This is a genomic window from Streptococcus pseudopneumoniae (assembly GCF_001072665.1).
GTDB classification, from domain to species: Bacteria; Bacillota; Bacilli; order Lactobacillales; family Streptococcaceae; genus Streptococcus; species Streptococcus pseudopneumoniae_S.
In genome coordinates this window covers 16,828-34,483 of the sequence record NZ_JVJI01000005.1, presented here as the reverse complement: position 1 = coordinate 34,483, position 17,656 = coordinate 16,828, and the positions used below count along the sequence as shown (strand labels likewise).

Below are 17,656 nucleotides of genomic sequence, written 5' to 3'. Positions count from 1 at the left end.
TCCAGAACAAGAACCAAGTCCAAGACAACTAACAGAAATTCAGGAATTTGTTAAAACCTATAAGGTTAAAACAATTTTTACAGAAAGTAATGCTTCTTCGAAAGTAGCTGAAACTCTTGTCAAATCAACAGGTGTGGGTCTTAAAACTCTGAATCCTTTAGAGGCAGACCCACAAAACGACAAAACTTATCTAGAAAACCTAGAAGACAATATGAGTATTTTAGCAGAAGAATTGAAATGAGGAGATTATGAAAATAAATAAGAAGAAACTTGCTGCTGGTGCAGCTGTCGTCCTTTCTTTAAGTCTTTGTATTTATGCATTGAATCAACATCAGACAGGAGAGAACAAAGATACGAATCGTGTATCTTATGTTGATGGGAAACAAGACACTCCAAAAACAGAGACACAAACACCAGATCAAGTTAGCAAAAAAGAAGATATTCAGGCTGAACAGATTGTTGTGAAAATCACTGATCAAGGTTATGTGACTTCACACGGTGATCATTTCCATTATTATAATGGGAAAGTTCCTTTTGATGCGATTTTCAGTGAGGAACTTCTGATGAAAGATGCCAATTATCAATTGAAAGACGCTGATATTGTCAACGAAGTCAAAGGTGGTTACATTATCAAGGTGGATGGTAAATATTATGTTTACCTTAAGGATGTGGCACATGCGGATAACGTTCGTTCGAAGGACGAAATTGAACGCCAAAAACAAGGTCATACTCACGATGCACCAACATCTAATAGTGCAGTGGCGCTTGCTCAATCTCAAGGTCGCTATACTACTGATGATGGCTACATCTTTAATGCATCTGATATTATAGAGGATACTGGTGATGCTTATATCGTCCCTCACGGAGGACATTACCACTACATTCCAAAGAGTTCCTTGTCTGCTAGTGAATTGGCTGCAGCACAAGCTTACCTCTCTGGAACTAGAAATCAGCCTAGTGTGACTGACTATCGTTCAAGTACAAATGGGACTGGTCAAACTACCAAGCCTATTCAACAGGCTGAAATACCAAGTAATAAATCCGAGAGTCTTCAAAGTCTATTACAGCAGCTCTATGCTCTTCCAAGTACTCAACGATATGCTGAATCGGATGGCTTGACTTTTGACCCTGCTAAGATTTTAAGCAGAACACCGAGTGGTGTAGCGATTCCTCATGGAAATCACTATCATTTCATCCCTTATACAAAGCTTTCTGCATTAGAAGAAAAGATTGCGAGAATGATTCCTCTAGCTAGTGACAGTGTGAAACCAACACCATTGGATAATCCAAGCAAACCAGCAGAAAAACCTACTCAGAAAAACCATCATCATGAGCAAGATGATGACCATGGAAATCAGGATCCTAAGCATGAAGAGCATGGCCATGATGGAGAGGGACATGACGCTCATCATGGTGAAAACCATGATCATGGTTTTGATGCCAATCGTGTTATCAGTGAGGATGAGCAAGGCTTTGTCATGTCACACGGCGATCATAATCATTACTTCTTTAAGAAAGATTTGACAGCAGAGCAAATCAAGGCCGCCCAAGATCATTTGAAAGGTAAGACGCCAGTAACACCAAGTCCAGCACATGATGATGAACACGATAAAGATAATCATGGGAACCATCGTGATGAGGAGCATAATCATAGTTTTGATGCCAATCGCGTCATCAGTGAGGATGAGCAAGGCTTTGTCATGACTCATGGTGATCATAATCATTATTTCTTTAAGAAAGATTTGACAGCAGAGCAAATTAAGGCCGCCCAAGATCATTTGAGAGGTAAAACGCCAGTAACACCAAGCCCAGCTCATGATGATGATCACGATGAAGAAGATCATGCTCACCATCACGGTGAAGACCATGATCACGGTTTTGATGCCAATAGCGTCATCAGTGAAGATGTGTCAGGCTTTGTCATGAGTCACGGTGACCACAATCATTACTTCTTCAAGAAGGATCTAACACCAGAACAAATCAAGGCGGCGCAGGATCATTTGAGAGGTAAAATGCCTGTAACGCCAAGTCCAGCCCATGAAGATCAAGATGGCGATGAGCATGACCACCATCATGATGAAGACCATGATCACGGTTTTGATGCTAATCGTGTCATCAGTGAGGATGAACAAGGCTTTGTCATGTCGCACGGTGACCACAATCATTATTTCTTCAAGAAGGACTTGACAGCGGAGCAAATTAAGGCAGCGCAAGACCACTTGAAAGGGGCAAATACAGTAACACCAAATCCAGCTCACGATGATGATCATGATGAAGACCATGATCACGGTTTTGATGCTAATCGTGTCATCAGTGAGGATGAGCAAGGATTTGTCATGAGTCACGGTGACCATAATCATTACTTCTTCAAGAAAGATATGACAGCAGAGCAAATCAAGGCAGCGCAAGATCATTTGAAAACACATCATGATGCAGAGCCTTTAAAACCTCTTGCTAAAACGGTAGAGTCTTTCTCAAGAGATGCTAGCGATGAAGAAAAAATGGCTTACATTTCAAAGACCTACGGTGTTCCACTTGAAGCTATTAGAATTTCAAACGGTTTCTTTGTCTTTGGAAATCCAGACCAAGCCTACGATCCAACTCATATCCACCCATATGCTGTTCGTAAGGAACATGTGCGTCTTCCGATACAAACTGGCAATCCAGAGCTTGATTTCCTAAATGAACTCTATACCACTGCTTTGCGAGATGGTGTGTCTCCTTATAGTTTACAGGTAGAAAATGGTAGTTTTGTGATCCCTCATGGTGACCATAATCACTACATCAAGGTTCAAACGAAGGGCTATGAAGTAGCTTTGAAAAACAAGATTCCAGCCCTACAATCCAATTATCAACCTGGAGCTTTTGATGAGAAGGCAGTCTTGGAAAAAGTAGATCAACTTCTAGCTGATAGCAGAAGTATCTACAAAGACAAGCCTATCGAACAAAGACAGATTGAGTTAGCCTTAGGTCAGTTTACTGAAAACATGAAGAAACTGGCAACTAACTCTACAGCAGGTTATCTTGCAACCCTTAATCTCTTTGATAAGCAATATATCCATATTGATGAAAGTGTCAAATCTGTTGAAACCAGTGCTTTAGATAAGAAATATCAAGCCTTGATTGATAAAATAAATACACTGGATACAGACTCTTATGGCCTTCCTAAGAAAGACCTTCTCGTTCGACTCCAAGAAGCTAAGTTGGCTAAAGATGAAGCTGCTTTAGTAGCGGTTGAATCACAACTTCAAGCCTTGCAAGACTTTAATGATCGAACAGGCGTTACAACTGTAGAATACATCAAGTATTTCTACGAACACGTAAATGATGGTCGTTTGAGTGATGAACTTCGAAACAAAGTAGCTCAGTTGACTTGGACCTTGTATCAATCTCAATCCTTCCTTAAGGCAGCAGAATTGAACAAATTATTCCCAAGCATCTATCAGGCAAAACAAGAAGTGGAAGAAGCTTTGAAAGCTCAGCCAACTACTGCGAAATCAAGTCAAACAGTTCTAGATACTGAAAAAGTAGATAATCAAAGTGCCAAGACCGCTATTTATGGCTTCCTGAAAGAATTGTACGGAGACTTTATGCCTGAAGAGCATGTGAATCATGTCAGCAAGGAAGAAGTAGAAAGTCTTTTGAGCAAGGCAACTCAACTCTTAGAACAAATCCAAGAAGAAGGAATCAGACAATCCTTGGCAGAAGAAGTAGAAAATCTCAAAGCTGCTACAACCAAGGCTGATGCAGACTTGGATGAAGTAAACAGTCAGGTAAAAGATGTCTTGACTCGTATCGCTAGCGCCCTTCAACAAGAGAAGGAAAATGCAGAGCAAGATCCTCAGACACTTGTACTCTATCAAAAACTCTACGATATTCTTATGTCGCTTCACGCATACTTAGAAAACAATAAGGGTTCTGATGCCGACTTTGATAAGGTGGATGCATTACTAGATCAACTTTCTGCTAAGAGTAAGGATAAAGCTGCTTTACTTGAATTGACAAAAACTATCCTAGTCTTGAATCAAGAAATCAAGTCAAAAGCTAGCGCAAGTGAAGAAGCAAGTCCAGCAACAAATGCTGAAGCAAATACTGATAAGACCAGTCCCGAAACAGAAACATCAACAGCTGAGAAATCTAACAGTGAAACTGCAAGCAACGAAAACAAAGCAAGCAACACAATCGATTCTAAACCTGCTGAATTAGCTTCAGAAAAGGAAACAACAGAATCTACAACAAGTACTGGAAATCAAGACAAACCTGCTGAATAACTAAAAAGACGAGGTAGCTGAGCTACCTCGTCTTTTTAGTCTTTATAAGCTACGATACCAATGATGGTATCAACTGCACGTTCCATGGTCTGAAGACTGACGTATTCAAAACGTCCATGCATATTTTCTCCACCCGCAAAGATATTAGGAGTTGGGATTCCCATAAAGGAAATTTTAGAGCCGTCTGTCCCTCCACGGATTGGTTCGATAATAGGAGTAATACCCAAATCTTCCATAACGGCTTTGGCAATGGTAATTGGAGTCATATCTTTCTCAATGACTTCTTTCATATTGTAGTACTGGTCTGTCAAGTTTAGGGTGACACGGTCGCTACCAAGTTCTTGATTCATCTTATCAGCGATAGACTGCATTGCTGCTTTACGCGCTTCAAAGGCATCTTTTTCAAAATCACGAATGATGTAGCTTGCACGTGCCTCTTCGACACTACCTATCACATCCATTAGGTGGTAGAAGCCTTGGTAACCTTCTGTTAACTCGGGTCGGTCATTCTCTGGAAGTTGATTATGAAAATCAATTGCTAGCTGAAGGGCATTGACCATCTGCCCTTTGGCAGTACCAGGGTGGACATTGCGTCCTTGGAAATGCAATTCAGCACCAGCGGCTGAGAAGGTCTCGTACTGAAGTTCTCCGAGAGGTCCGCCATCTACAGTATAGGCAAAATCTACATCGAAATCTTCTGCATCAAATTTATTGGCACCAACACCGATTTCTTCATCTGGACCAAAACCAACACGAATCTCACAGTGCTTGATTTCAGGATGGGCAGTCAGATATTCAATAGCAGTCATAATTTCAGCAATCCCTGACTTGTCATCAGCACCTAGCAAGGTTGTTCCGTCAGTTGTGATGAGTGTTTGTCCTGGATATTTCTCCAGACTCTTGAAGTCAGCTGGATCTAATTTGAAACCAGAATTTCCAAGTTCAATCACACCACCATCGTAGTTTTCAATCACCTGAGGATTAACTCCTTCGGCATTAAAGTCAGCAGTATCCATGTGAGATATAAAGCCAATCTTACGTGTTAAAGATGGGTCACTGGCTGGTAAGGTTCCAATTGCAAAACCATTTGCTAGATAGTAAACATTTTGCAGTCCAACACGTTTCATTTCAGGAATTAGAACATTAGTTGCGAAGTCAATCTGACTCTGCGTACTTGGAGTAGTAGTAGAGTGTTCATCAGAGCGCGTGTTGACCTTAACGTAGGTTAAGAAGCGGTCCAAGAGATTTGGATAAGTCATAAAAAACTCCTTTTGAATTCATTTTTTCCATTGTATCATAGAAAAGAGAGAAAAACAAAAGACTGAAGTTGGGGAAATTCGCTATGTTGGCGTTTACTTATCAACGAATTAATGATAAAATAAACTTGATAAAAATATCACAAGGAAGCGATTATGAAAAAAGCAATTTTAATGATGACTTTCGGTTCGCCAGAAGAGATTACCTTTGAAGGTGTGGCTGATTTTTTCACAAATATTCGTCGTGGAGTGAAACCTCAAGACCACGAGATTCAAACTCTCTATGATAATTATGTACGAATTGGGGGCACGCCTCTGCAAAAAATTACTCGAGAAGAGGTTGCCTTGGTAGAATCTAGGCTGGGGAATGAGTACAGTGTCTATTTTGCCAATAAGTTTTCTAGACCCTTTATTCCAGATGTGATTGGTCAGATGGAAGCAGACGGAATCGAGCAGTGTATTTGCTTGATTTTAGAACCTCATTATTCTTTCTACTCTGTCATGGGCTATGAAAAATTTTTAGAAAGCAAACAAATTAAATTTTTAGTTATCAAGGACTGGTATCAAGAAGAAGCGCTCTTAAACTATTGGGCAGATGAAATTGCTAAGATTTTAAAAGAAGAAGTAAAGCAGGATAGATTTAAAGTCATCTTTTCAGCCCATAGTGTACCCATTTTTGCCTTGGATTTTGGTGACCCCTATATCGACCAAATTTTCGAAAATAGCAAGCTAGTCGCTGAAAAACTAGGTTTGAGTTCTGAGCAATATACTAATACTTGGCAAAGTGAAAGTGATATCGGGATTCCATGGATTAAACCAGATGTTTTAGAGTATCTCAGAGAACAGAAAGAACATCCAGACCATTATATTTTTGTTCCTATCAGCTTCATCAGCGAGCATATTGAAGTCTTGTTTGACAACGATGTGGAATGTTATGACTTGTGTCAGGAATTTGGGGTGAACTATCATCGTCCACCAATGCCAAATACAGATTCTCGTTTGATTGATGCCTTGGTCAATACAGTCAGAGCCAATGAACATCAAGAATTTAAGGAATTTCTCCCAGAAGAAGAAACCTTTGATGAGTTAGTTCCTTCAGATGAGACTAAAAATATTTTGGCCGAATCTGAAGATTTACAAATGCCGGAATTTGTGAAAAAACTGATTGAGAAAAAAGGTCGGGAAAATGTTAAGATGCCTTATCTTATTAAGAAAATGCTTGAAAAAGCAGGCAAGTTACCGAAAGAGTAAAGAAAAAAGGATTTAGCATTGCGCTAGATCCTTTTAATTGATTATTTTTTCTCAAGAAGAGCTTTGATTTCCTGAAGTACTTCCAACTCAGTTGGACCAGCTGGAGCTTCTTCAGCTTCTTCTTTCTTAGTAAGGCTTTGAGCTTTTTCAATACCTTTGATAACGAAGAAGAGAACAGTACCGATAACTAGGAAGTTGATAACAGCACTCAAGAATTTACCATATGTAACACCATTCCAAGCAAGCTCAGCGATGTTTTGTACTTTCGCAGCTTCCAAGGCTGGATTCAAAATAAGTGGAGTGATGATATCGTTAACAAGTGATGTAACGATTGCACCAAAAGCAGTAGCAATGATTACACCGACAGCAAGGTCAACAACGTTACCACGAAGCAAAAATGCTTTAAGATCTTTTAACATTTTCATAATTTCCTTTCAAAAAATTTTTACACTTAATTATATATTAATTAAGAAGTTCTTGCAAGCTATATGTTTAAAATTTTTCTTATTTTTTAAAAATAAAAACCTTACTAAAAATGTAATTAAGGATAATTATCAATAATTGTGCAAGAACTGTTTCGATTGCATTTACTTTATCAAGATTCCCGTTTACGAATTGACCTATGATGTGGGGAAACCTAGTCACAAACAGAAAAGTAAAGAGCAAGTCTAACAGAAAAGTAGAAAGGCGGGCAAGAGAAAATTTCACTAAACGTCTTGGCCAATTCTGCCTAGCTTGCTTAAATACAATCCTATCATTTGTGATAAAGGCAAATAGGATACCAATAATATTTGCTAAGGCAGTAGCAAGGAGTTCTCTGTGAGCTAGTTGATAAATGACTAATCGTGATAGTATAGAAACAAGAGTAGTTGCTATACCAAAAAAAAGATAAGCGAGAAGTTCGTTATTAAAAATATAAGTGATTATTTTTTTCATGCTTTTAGTATAGCATAAAGCAGGCTATTGTGCTATACTAGTAAGGTTGATTCAAGCAACCCTTGGTGCTTAGCTTCTTTCACCAAGCATATTATACGCGGGAAACCGCCAAAGGAGAAAAAATGAAAAAATTAACTATTCGTGATGTTGCAGATATTGCAATCGTCGCTGCTATCTATGTCGTTTTGACTGTTACACCGCCCCTAAATGCCATCAGCTATGGTGCTTATCAGTTCCGTATTTCAGAAATGATGAACTTTATGGCTTTTTACAATCCTAAGTACATCATCGGAGTTACTATCGGTTGTATGATTGCTAATTTCTTTAGCTTCGGTCCGCTAGATGTCTTTGTTGGTGGTGGATCAACCTTAGTATTCCTCAGTCTAGGTGTTTGGCTTTTTGCAAAATACAGCAAGGATTATCTTTTTAACGGATTGATTCGAAAAGATCATTTCTTCTTCTCAATCCTCTTTTCAATTTCTATGTTTACTATCGCTGCCGAGTTAAATATTGTAGCAGAATTACCATTTTTCCTTACTTGGTTTACAACAGGAATTGGTGAATTTGCCTCATTAATTATTGGTGCGATTATCATTGGTAAAATTGGTCGTCGAATTGATTTAAGCAAATAGAAGAAGATAAGCTAGGTAGCTCTTACCTGGCTTTTTCTTATGGAAAATTTCTAAGGAAACTTGACAAGTTTTTCTAACTATAGTATACTTTTTAAGTAAGCTGATTTAGCTCAGTTGGCAGAGCGCATCCATGGTAAGGATGAGGTCGCCGGTTCAATCCCGGCAATTAGCATGATATTTACAGGGAAACTCTTGAGCACAAGAGTTTTTTCTTATGCTCAAGAGAAAAAATTCTGACTTTTGTATAATAAAAGTCATCCTGCAAAAATTTCTTATTGACAAAACCACTTATTTCTAGTAATATAATAGACGCGATGAGTCGATAGGTAGTCTTCGGACTACTATTGAGCATAAGGAGGTCATAACGCAGGAGCGGACCTTGATGAGTTGTGTGAACCTGCTCATCACATGAAGATGCCTCTTAGTCCCTAGTTTAGCGACTGGGGATTTTTATTTTCCAAAAAATGATGAAAAAGCTTTGCAATTCATGGAAAAAGTAGTATAATACATCTATTATAGAAATTTTTAGAAAATTCCGAAAGAGGTTATTTATGGGATATACAGTTGCTGTAGTCGGCTCGACAGGTGCTGTCGGAGCTCAGATGATAAAAATGTTGGAAGAATCAACACTTCCAATCGATAAAATTCGTTTACTTGCTTCTGCACGTTCAGCAGGCAAGATTTTGAAATTTAAAGATCAAGATATTACGATTGAAGAAACGACTGAAACAGCTTTTGAAGGAGTTGATATTGCTCTCTTTTCAGCAGGTGGTTCTACATCAGCTAAATATGCACCATACGCAGTTAAAGCTGGAGCGGTAGTAGTAGATAATACATCTTACTTCCGTCAAAACCCAGATGTTCCTTTGGTTGTTCCAGAGGTCAATGCTCATGCACTTGATGCCCACAACGGTATCATTGCCTGCCCTAACTGTTCAACAATTCAAATGATGGTGGCTCTTGAGCCAGTTCGCCAAAAATGGGGATTGGACCGTATCATTGTTTCAACTTACCAAGCAGTTTCAGGTGCTGGTATGGGAGCAATTCTTGAGACACAACGTGAACTTCGTGAAGTTTTGAATGATGGTGTAACTCCACGTGATTTGCATGCTGAAATCTTGCCTTCAGGCGGTGACAAGAAACATTATCCTATCGCCTTCAATGCTCTTCCACAAATCGATGTCTTCACTGACAATGATTACACTTACGAAGAGATGAAGATGACTAAGGAAACTAAGAAAATCATGGAAGATGATAGCATTGCAGTATCTGCAACATGTGTGCGTATTCCAGTCTTGTCAGCTCACTCTGAGTCTGTTTACATCGAAACAAAAGAAGTGGCTCCAATCGAAGAAGTAAAAGCAGCTATCGCAGCCTTCCCGGGTGCTGTTCTTGAAGATGATGTAGCTCATCAAATCTATCCACAAGCCATCAATGCAGTTGGTTCACGTGATACCTTTGTTGGTCGTATCCGTAAAGACTTGGATGCTGAAAAAGGAATCCACATGTGGGTTGTTTCAGATAACCTGCTCAAAGGTGCTGCTTGGAACTCAGTTCAGATTGCAGAAACTCTTCACGAACGTGGCTTGGTTCGTCCAACGGCCGAATTGAAATTTGAATTAAAATAGTCATATTGTTTAGGAGTTCAGATGAACTCCTTCTTTGAAATAGAGAGGTGTTTCTCATGTCTTATCAAGATTTAAAAGAGTGTAAAATCATCACAGCCTTTATTACTCCCTTCCACGAGGATGGTTCCATCAACTTTGATGCCATTCCAGCCTTGATTGAGCATCTGTTGGCGCATCATACGGATGGAATTCTTCTCGCAGGTACCACTGCTGAGAGTCCGACATTGACTCACGATGAAGAGTTGGAGCTCTTTGCGGCTGTACAAAAAGTTGTCAATGGACGTGTTCCTTTGATTGCGGGTGTGGGTACCAATGATACGCGTGACTCTATAGAGTTTGTCAAAGAAGTAGCAGAATTTGGCGGCTTTGCTGCTGGGCTTGCTATTGTTCCTTACTACAACAAACCTTCTCAAGAAGGAATGTATCAGCACTTTAAGGCCATTGCAGATGCTTCTGACTTACCTATTATTATCTATAATATTCCAGGGCGTGTGGTTGTCGAATTGACTCCAGAAACCATGCTTCGTTTGGCTGACCATCCAAATATCATCGGTGTCAAAGAATGTACTAGCTTGGCAAATATGGCTTACTTGATTGAGCATAAGCCAGAGGAGTTTTTGATTTATACAGGTGAGGATGGAGATGCTTTCCATGCCATGAACCTTGGTGCGGATGGGGTTATTTCTGTTGCCTCCCATACAAATGGGGATGAAATGCACGAGATGTTTACGGCCATTGAAGAAAGCGATATGAAGAAAGCAGCAGCAATTCAGCGTAAGTTCATTCCTAAGGTTAATGCCCTCTTCTCTTACCCAAGTCCTGCTCCAGTCAAGGCCGTTCTTAACTACATGGGATTTGAAGCTGGACCAACTCGTCTACCTCTTGTTCCAGCACCAGAAGAAGATGCCAAACGCATTATCAAGGTTGTTGTAGATGGTGACTACGAAGCAACTAAGGCAACTGTAACAGGTGTCTTAAGACCAGATTACTAATAATTACAATAAAATCCATGACCGATTGAACGATCATGGATTTCTTATTTTCCTAAACAGAATTGGCTAAAGAGTTGGGTGATGAGTTCATCTGGAGCAGCATCTCCAGTAATTTCTCCGAGAATTTCCCAAGTACGGGTCAAGTCAACTTGAAGCAAGTCAACTGGCATACCTAGTTCCAGCCCTTCATTAACAGCCTGTAGGCTTTCAACAGCCTTCTCAATCAAGGAAATATGACGGGCGTTTGACAAGTAAGTAGCATCTTGCTCAACCAAACCAGCATTTTCAAAGAAGAGGTTGTTGATTCTCTCTTCAATCTTATCGATGTTTTGGTTTTTAAGGACTGAGATACGAATAACGTCTTCAGGGAGTTCTGAAGCTTCAATTGCTTCAGGAAGATCAGTTTTATTAAGAAGAATAATAAGGTTTGTATCTTGGCTAATTTCAAGAAGTTGTCTGTCTTGAGCAGTCAGTGGTTCACTAGCATTTAGCACTAGTAAAACTAAGTCAGCTTCCTTAAGTGCTTTTTTTGAACGCTCAACTCCAATTTGTTCAACGATATCATCCGTTTCACGGATACCAGCTGTATCAATCAATTTGAGAGGAACACCATTGATGTTGACGTATTCTTCAATGACATCTCGAGTAGTACCAGCAATATCTGTAACGATAGCCTTGTCCTCACGCAAGAGGTTGTTGAGAAGGCTTGATTTCCCAACGTTGGGACGGCCGATGATAGCAGTGGAAATTCCTTCACGAAGGATTTTACCACGACGTGCTGTTCTAAGGAGATTAGTTAGCAATTGCTCAAACTCCATAGTCTTCTCACGAACAACAGCAGTAGTCGCTTCTTCAACATCATCATATTCAGGATAGTCGATATTGACCTCAACTTGGGCAAGTGTATTGAGGATTTCTTGACGGGTATTATTAATCAGGTCAGAAAGGGAACCATCAAGTTGTTTGACCGCAATGTTCATGGCCTTGTCTGTCTTGGCGCGGATGATATCCATCACCGCCTCAGCCTGAGTCAAGTCCACACGTCCATTTAGGAAGGCACGTTTGGTAAATTCACCAGGTTCAGCCAATCGAGCTCCTTCACGGATAGCTAGTTGGAGAATCTCATTGGTCACCGCAATCCCACCGTGAGTGTTAATCTCGATAATATCCTCACGAGTGAAGGTTTTTGGAGATTTCATAGCCCCAACCATAACCTCGTCCATGACTTTACCAGTCAGAGGATCAATAATGTGACCGTAGTTGAGAGTGTGGCTAGCAACCTGTCTCAAGTCTTTCCCTTTAAAAATCTTTTGCGCAATAGCAAAACTTTCTGTTCCGCTCAGGCGGACAATACCAATAGCCCCTTCACCTAGTGGAGTAGAGATAGCAGCGATGGTATCAAATTCACGTGTAATCATAATGTTTCCTTTAATAAATAGCTCTTTTCTTGGAAATTTTTCCAAGTCTCTTTTCAAATTGTAACAAATTTAGGCTATTTCTTCAATGGATGCTACTTGGAGATTGAAAAAGCCTAAGCAATTCTGCTTAAGCTAGCTTATTTGGTGCGCATTTCCCCTTGTGGGAAGTAAGTTCCTTCTGGCATGTCGTTGATGATGATATGGACAGCAGATTGAGGTGCTCCAGTGTTACGGACAACAGCTTCCGTTACTTCCTTAGCAAGAGCTTTCTTTTGCTCGAGCGTGCGTCCTTCAAATAAATCGATGCGTACAAATGGCATAATAGCTTCCTCCACTAGTTTTTGATTTCTTCTATTTTACCACATTTTGCCGTTTAAAGCTTAAGAAAATTATGATATACTAGAATGTAGCAAAAATTTAGAAATGGACGTGAAGCAAGAAACATGGCACAGTTGTATTATCGTTATGGGACCATGAACTCTGGTAAGACGATTGAGATTCTCAAGGTGGCCTATAACTATGAGGAGCAAGGAAAAGGCGTTGTGATTATGACCTCAGCTCTGGATACTCGTGACGGTGTTGGCTATGTGTCGAGTCGAATCGGTATGAAACGCCCTGCTCTTGCGATTGAGGAGACGACGGATATCTTTGGCTATATCCGAGACCTACCAGAAAAGCCTTACTGTGTTTTGGTCGATGAAGCCCAGTTTCTCAAGCGTCACCATGTTTACGATCTAGCTCGTGTTGTTGATGAGTTAGACATACCTGTCATGGCTTTTGGCTTGAAAAATGACTTTCGCAATGAACTGTTCGAAGGTTCCAAGTATCTCTTGCTCTTAGCAGACAAGATTGACGAAATCAAGACCATCTGTCAGTATTGTAAGAAAAAGGCGACTATGGTGTTGCGTACACAGGATGGACTGCCAGTCTATGATGGTGAGCAAATCCAGATTGGTGGTAATGAAACCTATATCTCAGTTTGCCGTAAACATTATTTTGCGCCTGAAATCAATAAGGAGAATGAAGAAAAATGAACATCTATGATCAACTACAAGCTGTAGAAGACCGTTATGAAGAATTAGGAGAATTGCTGAGTGACCCTGATGTCGTTTCAGACACCAAACGTTTCATGGAACTTTCAAAAGAAGAGGCTTCTACTCGCGATACGGTAACAGCCTACCGTGAGTACAAACAAGTCCTTCAAAACATCGTTGACGCTGAAGAGATGATTAAGGAATCAGGCGGAGATGCGGACTTGGAAGAAATGGCCAAGCAAGAGCTCAAAGATGCTAAGGCTGAAAAAGAAGAATACGAAGAGAAACTGAAAATCTTGCTCCTCCCAAAAGATCCTAATGATGACAAGAACATCATCCTTGAAATCCGTGGAGCAGCTGGTGGTGACGAAGCATCACTTTTCGCTGGAGATTTGCTAACCATGTACCAAAAGTATGCGGAAGCCCAAGGCTGGCGCTTTGAAGTTATGGAAGCCTCTATGAACGGTGTCGGTGGTTTCAAAGAAGTCGTTGCCATGGTTTCAGGTCAATCTGTTTACTCTAAACTCAAGTACGAATCAGGTGCCCATCGTGTGCAACGTGTCCCTGTGACAGAGAGCCAAGGGCGTGTCCATACTTCGACAGCGACAGTTCTTGTCATGCCTGAAGTGGAAGAAGTTGAATACGATATTGATCCAAAAGACCTTCGTGTCGACATCTATCATGCATCAGGTGCTGGTGGACAGAACGTCAACAAGGTTGCGACTGCTGTTCGTATCGTTCACTTGCCAACCAATATCAAGGTTGAGATGCAGGAAGAACGTACCCAGCAGAAGAACCGTGAGAAGGCTATGAAGATTATCCGTGCGCGTGTTGCTGACCACTTTGCACAAATTGCTCAGGATGAACAAGACGCTGAGCGTAAGTCGACAATCGGTACTGGTGACCGTTCAGAACGAATCCGTACTTATAATTTCCCACAAAACCGTGTCACAGACCACCGTATCGGCTTGACTCTCCAAAAACTAGATACCATTTTGTCTGGTAAATTGGACGAAGTTGTGGATGCCTTGGTGCTCTATGACCAAACACAAAAATTAGAAGAATTAAACAAATAATGAAATTAGCTCAATTATTTTCAGATTTTGAAGAAGAGTTGATAAGACAAGGAGAGGAAGCTGAAAGCCTCTCTTTTGTCTATCGTAGCCTGAAAAATCTATCTTTTACGGACTTTGTTTTTGCCCTCCAGCAGGAAGTGACGGAAGAGGAAGAAGTATTTGTAAAAGGAATTTTCCAACAGTTAGCAGCTCATAAACCGGCACAGTATATCATTGGAAAGGCAGATTTTTATGGAATGCCGTTAACAGTTGATGAGCGGGTTTTGATTCCTCGTCCAGAGACAGAGGAGTTGGTGGAGCTTATCTTGGCTGAAAATCCTGAGACAAATCTTTCAGTTCTGGATATTGGAACAGGTAGTGGAGCTATTGCTCTCGCTCTAGCAAAAAATAGACCAGATTGGTCAGTGACAGCAGCAGATGTTTCCCAAGATGCTTTAGATGTAGCTAACGAAAATGCTAAAAATCAAAATCTTCAAATATTTTTAAAAAAATCTGACTGTTTTACAGAAATTTCTGAAAAATATGATATAATTGTTTCCAATCCACCCTATATCTCTCGTGAAGATGCGTCAGAGGTCGGCTTGAATGTTTTGCATTCGGAGCCTCATCTAGCTCTCTTTGCAGACGAGAATGGTCTAGCCATTTACCGTAGAATTGCGGAAGATGCAACAGACTATCTCAAAGATGGTGGTAAGATTTACCTTGAAATTGGATACAAGCAAGGTCAAAGTGTTCCTAAACTTTTTAGGAAATACCTTCCTGAAAAAAGAGTACGAACGCTCAAGGACCAGTTTGGTCTAGATAGGATGGTTGTAATTGATGATGGACAGGATTAGACAAGAGTTGGAAAATGGTGGAGCGGTCGTTCTACCTACTGAGACAGTTTACGGTCTCTTTGCCAAGGCTCTAGACGAAAAAGCAGTTGACCATGTTTACCAGCTCAAACGTCGTCCAAGAGACAAGGCGCTTAACCTCAATATCGCCTCTCTAGAGGACATCTTGCACTTTTCTAAGAATCAGCCAACTTATCTACAAAAACTTGTAGAGACCTTTTTACCAGGTCCCTTAACCATCATTCTAGAAGCTAATGAGCGAGTTCCCTATTGGATCAATTCTGGCCTTGCAACGGTGGGATTTCGGATGCCGAGTCATCCCATTACCCTTGATTTGATTAGAGAGACAGGTCCTTTGATTGGGCCGTCTGCTAATATCTCAGGTCATGCAAGTGGTGTAACCTTTGATCAGATTCTGAAGGATTTTGACCAAGAGGTTTTGGGTCTGGAAGACGATGTTTTTCTAACTGGACAAGATTCGACTATTTTGGACTTGTCTGGAGACAAGGTGAAAATCTTACGCCAAGGGGCCATTAAGCGAGAAGATATTCTTGCTCGGTTGCCAGAGATTTCTTTTTAGGAGGAATGAGATGCTAAGAGATTTAAGAGAAACTGATGTGAAAGCTATATGTGACATCAACCAAGAGACTTTGGGCTATTCTTTTAGTCCAGAGGACACAGCTAGTCAACTAACTAGATTATCTCAAGATGAACATCATTTCCTACTTGGCTATGAGGATGAAGCTAGTCATGCCTTGCTTGGATATGTACACGCTGAGGTCTATGAATCACTTTATTCTAAAGCAGGATTTAATATTTTAGCTTTAGCAGTTTTACCTCAAGCGCAAGGTCAAGGTATCGGTAAAAGCTTACTGCAAGGGTTGGATCAAGAAGCAAAAAGACGTGGTTATGGGTTTATCCGCTTAAACTCTGCCGATCATCGTCTGGGTGCTCATGCATTTTATGAAAAAGTTGGTTATACTTGTGATAAAGTGCAGAAACGGTTTATTCGCATCTTTTAGTTTATTTTCTTAGACTAAAGGACCTGTCACACTATAAAGGAGAAGACCTATGATTTTTGACAAAGATGATTTTAAAGCCTATGATGCTGATCTCTGGAATGCTATTGCCAAAGAAGAAGAACGCCAACAAAACAATATTGAGTTGATTGCTTCGGAAAACGTAGTTTCCAAGGCTGTTATGGCAGCTCAAGGGTCTATCTTGACGAATAAATACGCCGAAGGCTACCCAGGACGCCGTTATTATGGTGGAACAGACGTAGTCGATGTGGTAGAGACTCTTGCCATTGAACGTGCAAAAGAAATTTTCGGTGCTAAATTTGCCAATGTCCAACCACACTCAGGAAGCCAAGCCAACTGTGCGGCTTACATGGCCTTGATTGAGCCAGGTGATACGGTTATGGGAATGGATTTGGCTGCAGGTGGACACTTGACCCATGGGGCTCCTGTTAGCTTCTCAGGTCAAACTTACAACTTTGTTTCTTATAGTGTGGATCCTGAAACGGAATTCTTGGACTTTGATGCTATTTTGAAACAAGCCCAAGAAGTAAAACCAAAACTTATTGTAGCTGGTGCGTCAGCCTATTCTCAAATTATCGACTTTTCAAAATTCCGTGAAATTGCGGACGCTGTTGGAGCTAAGCTCATGGTAGATATGGCTCATATCGCTGGTTTGGTTGCTGCTGGTCTTCACCCAAGTCCAGTACCATATGCTCACATCACGACAACAACGACCCACAAAACCCTTCGTGGCCCTCGTGGTGGTTTGATTTTGACCAATGATGAAGACCTAGCTAAGAAGATCAATTCAGCTATTTTCCCTGGTATTCAGGGTGGTCCTTTGGAGCACGTTGTGGCGGCTAAAGCTGTTTCCTTCAAAGAAGTTTTGGATCCAGCCTTCAAGGAATATGCTGCCAATGTCATCAAGAATAGCAAGGCTATGGCAGATGTCTTCTTGCAAGACCCTGATTTCCGTATCATTTCTGGAGGGACTGAAAACCACCTCTTCCTAGTGGATGTGACTAAGGTTGTTGAAAACGGAAAAGTTGCTCAAAACTTGCTGGATGAAGTCAATATTACCCTAAATAAAAACTCAATCCCTTACGAAACCTTGTCACCATTCAAGACAAGTGGGATTCGTATCGGAGCAGCAGCTATTACTGCACGTGGATTTGGTGAAGAAGAAAGTCGCAAAGTGGCTGAACTCATCATTAAAACCCTTAAGAATGCAGAAAATGAAGCTGTCTTAGAAGAAGTGAGAAGCGAAGTCAAAGCATTGACAGAGGCCTTCCCATTATACGAGGACTAAA

Annotated in this window: 16 protein-coding genes, 1 tRNA gene, 1 pseudogene and 1 riboswitch; of the genes and pseudogenes, 13 read left to right on the top strand and 5 right to left on the bottom strand. The window is 40.6% G+C overall.

Annotated features, from left to right (window positions below; all coding sequences use genetic code 11):
* Together adcAII and ADH52_RS10730 are read left to right on the top strand one after the other, a co-directional pair.
* Positions 1-241, top strand: a pseudogene (gene adcAII / locus ADH52_RS00330) (zinc-binding lipoprotein AdcAII); the annotation flags it as partial.
* A gap of 7 nt (positions 242-248) precedes the next feature.
* A complete protein-coding gene (locus ADH52_RS10730; RefSeq protein ID WP_080977842.1) occupies positions 249-4,271 on the top strand; it encodes a pneumococcal-type histidine triad protein in 4,023 nt (1,340 codons plus the stop codon).
* Between the two features lie 35 nt (positions 4,272-4,306).
* On the opposite strand, the gene pepT is transcribed toward ADH52_RS10730, so the two are convergent.
* A complete protein-coding gene (gene pepT, locus ADH52_RS00315) occupies positions 4,307-5,530 on the bottom strand; it encodes a peptidase T (RefSeq protein ID WP_049509338.1) in 1,224 nt (407 codons plus the stop codon).
* Between the two features lie 153 nt (positions 5,531-5,683).
* Between pepT and hemH the strand changes: the two genes are divergently transcribed.
* Entirely contained in the window at positions 5,684-6,778 is a 1,095-nt protein-coding gene (hemH, locus tag ADH52_RS00310; protein WP_049509336.1) for a ferrochelatase, read from the top strand.
* Between the two features lie 41 nt (positions 6,779-6,819).
* Here hemH and mscL read toward each other — a convergent pair whose 3' ends face one another.
* Positions 6,820-7,197, bottom strand: a complete 378-nt coding sequence (gene mscL, locus ADH52_RS00305) for a large conductance mechanosensitive channel protein MscL (protein WP_020901341.1) — start codon at positions 7,195-7,197, stop codon at positions 6,820-6,822.
* An 85-nt stretch (positions 7,198-7,282) separates the two neighbouring features.
* Positions 7,283-7,714, bottom strand: coding sequence for a GtrA family protein (locus ADH52_RS00300; protein WP_049509333.1), 432 nt, complete (start codon positions 7,712-7,714; stop codon positions 7,283-7,285).
* A 28-nt stretch (positions 7,715-7,742) separates the two neighbouring features.
* Positions 7,743-7,839: riboswitch (PreQ1 riboswitch) on the top strand.
* Between ADH52_RS00300 and ADH52_RS00295 the strand changes: the two genes are divergently transcribed.
* From ADH52_RS00295 to dapA, 4 genes are all read left to right on the top strand, one after another.
* A complete protein-coding gene (locus ADH52_RS00295) occupies positions 7,837-8,346 on the top strand; it encodes a QueT transporter family protein (protein WP_049509331.1) in 510 nt (169 codons plus the stop codon). It overlaps the preceding riboswitch by 3 nt.
* Positions 8,347-8,445: 99 nt before the next feature.
* Positions 8,446-8,518, top strand: a tRNA-Thr gene (locus ADH52_RS00290).
* A 379-nt stretch (positions 8,519-8,897) separates the two neighbouring features.
* Complete coding sequence (locus ADH52_RS00285) at positions 8,898-9,974, top strand: aspartate-semialdehyde dehydrogenase (RefSeq protein ID WP_049509329.1); 1,077 nt, start codon at positions 8,898-8,900, stop codon at positions 9,972-9,974.
* Positions 9,975-10,030: 56 nt separating this feature from the next.
* Complete coding sequence (gene dapA / locus ADH52_RS00280; protein WP_042751109.1) at positions 10,031-10,966, top strand: 4-hydroxy-tetrahydrodipicolinate synthase; 936 nt, start codon at positions 10,031-10,033, stop codon at positions 10,964-10,966.
* A 44-nt stretch (positions 10,967-11,010) separates the two neighbouring features.
* Here dapA and mnmE read toward each other — a convergent pair whose 3' ends face one another.
* A complete protein-coding gene (gene mnmE, locus ADH52_RS00275; protein ID WP_049509327.1) occupies positions 11,011-12,384 on the bottom strand; it encodes a tRNA uridine-5-carboxymethylaminomethyl(34) synthesis GTPase MnmE in 1,374 nt (457 codons plus the stop codon).
* Between the two features lie 137 nt (positions 12,385-12,521).
* Complete coding sequence (locus ADH52_RS00270) at positions 12,522-12,704, bottom strand: 4-oxalocrotonate tautomerase (RefSeq protein WP_049509325.1); 183 nt, start codon at positions 12,702-12,704, stop codon at positions 12,522-12,524.
* Between the two features lie 123 nt (positions 12,705-12,827).
* On the opposite strand from ADH52_RS00270, the gene ADH52_RS00265 reads away from it, so the two are divergent.
* Genes ADH52_RS00265 through glyA form a run of 6 tightly spaced genes read left to right on the top strand, consistent with a single transcriptional unit; the run spans position 12,828 to position 17,655 of the window.
* Positions 12,828-13,418 (top strand): thymidine kinase, encoded by a 591-nt coding sequence (locus ADH52_RS00265; protein ID WP_000068143.1) that lies wholly within the window; start codon positions 12,828-12,830, stop codon positions 13,416-13,418.
* Positions 13,415-14,494, top strand: a complete 1,080-nt coding sequence (gene prfA, locus ADH52_RS00260) for a peptide chain release factor 1 (protein WP_049509324.1) — start codon at positions 13,415-13,417, stop codon at positions 14,492-14,494. The genes ADH52_RS00265 and prfA overlap by 4 nt, the downstream gene beginning before the upstream one ends.
* Positions 14,494-15,330, top strand: a complete 837-nt coding sequence (gene prmC / locus ADH52_RS00255; protein WP_049509323.1) for a peptide chain release factor N(5)-glutamine methyltransferase — start codon at positions 14,494-14,496, stop codon at positions 15,328-15,330. The genes prfA and prmC overlap by 1 nt, the downstream gene beginning before the upstream one ends.
* Entirely contained in the window at positions 15,314-15,907 is a 594-nt protein-coding gene (locus ADH52_RS00250) for an L-threonylcarbamoyladenylate synthase (protein WP_049509321.1), read from the top strand. The genes prmC and ADH52_RS00250 overlap by 17 nt, the downstream gene beginning before the upstream one ends.
* 10 nt (positions 15,908-15,917) lie before the next feature.
* A complete protein-coding gene (locus tag ADH52_RS00245) occupies positions 15,918-16,349 on the top strand; it encodes a GNAT family N-acetyltransferase (RefSeq protein WP_049509319.1) in 432 nt (143 codons plus the stop codon).
* A gap of 49 nt (positions 16,350-16,398) precedes the next feature.
* Positions 16,399-17,655 carry a serine hydroxymethyltransferase gene (gene glyA / locus ADH52_RS00240; protein ID WP_049509317.1) on the top strand — a complete coding sequence of 419 codons (1,257 nt, stop codon included), beginning with the start codon at positions 16,399-16,401 and terminating at the stop codon, positions 17,653-17,655.
* Position 17,656 lies beyond the last annotated feature (1 nt).